General features: G+C 71.7%; 1 protein-coding gene. It reads left to right on the top strand.

Features of this window, described 5'->3' with window-relative positions:
• A partial coding sequence (gene tnpB, locus ACIBK0_RS51985) for an IS607 family element RNA-guided endonuclease TnpB (protein WP_399097575.1) occupies positions 1 to 1,020 on the top strand: 1,020 nt, incomplete at its 5' end.
• Between the last annotated feature and the right edge of the window lie 2 nt (positions 1,021 to 1,022).

The raw sequence follows: 1,022 nt of genomic DNA, 5'->3' as shown, positions 1-1,022 counted from the left end.
GCCTGCCGGTTCACCACCGGCACCATCCGCGTCGAGACCGGCGGCCGGCACGTCACGCTGCCACGCCTGGGCACGATCCGCGTCCACGAGCCCACGGGCAAGCTCCTCACCCGCGTGCAGGCCGGGACCGCCCGCATCCTGTCGGCCACCGTCCGCCACGAGCGCGGTCGCTGGTTCGTGTCCTTGCAGGCCGAGGTGAAGCGGGACCTGGCGCGCGTCGCCCGCCCGGACGTCGCGGTCGGTATCGACCTCGGCATCAAGACCCTCGCGGTCATGGCCGACAGCACCGGCGAGATCCGCGAGGTGCCCAACCCCCGACACCTTGATGCCGCGTTGAAGGAGCTGTGCCGCGCGTCCCGGACGGTGTCCCGCCGACGGGGCCCGGACCGCCGCACCGGACAGAAGCCGTCCCGCCGGTGGGAGAAGGCCAACGTCACCCGCAACAAGGTCCAGCACCGCATCGCGAACCTCCGGGAAGACGCCCTGCACAAGCTGACCAGTGCCGTGGCGGCCGAGTACGGCACCGTCGTGGTCGAAGACCTCAACGTCGCCGGGATGCTCCGCAACCGGCGCCTGGCCCGGCGTATCGCCGACGCCGGATTCGGCGAGATCCGCCGACAACTCACCTACAAGACCCGCCGCAACGGCTGCCGCCTGGTGGCCGCGGACCGCTGGTTCCCTTCCTCCAAGACCTGTTCGGGGTGCGGCGCGGTGAAAGCCAAACTGCCGCTGCACATCCGGACCTACCACTGCGACGCCTGCGGCCTGGTCCTCGACCGGGACGCCAACGCCGCACACAACCTCGCCGCACTCGCGGCAGCCGCAGTAACGGGTACCGGAGTGGCCGCAGACCCGGACGCCACCAAGGCGTCGAAGCCTCGTGGAGCCGACCGGAAGACCCGCACCACCCCACCCGGCCGCACGGCCGGGCGGGGGCGGGCAGGTGGCGCACCCCTGCCGCACCAGCGGCAGACGGAAACGAGAGACCGTCCTCAAACCGAAGCCCTCACGCTCTGGTGATG

The sequence above is a fragment of the Streptomyces sp. NPDC050564 genome (assembly GCF_044457265.1).
In the GTDB taxonomy this organism is placed as follows: domain Bacteria; phylum Actinomycetota; class Actinomycetes; order Streptomycetales; family Streptomycetaceae; genus Streptomyces.
Note: the sequence above shows the minus strand (reverse complement) of the source record. Positions and strands in the feature narration are given on the sequence as shown.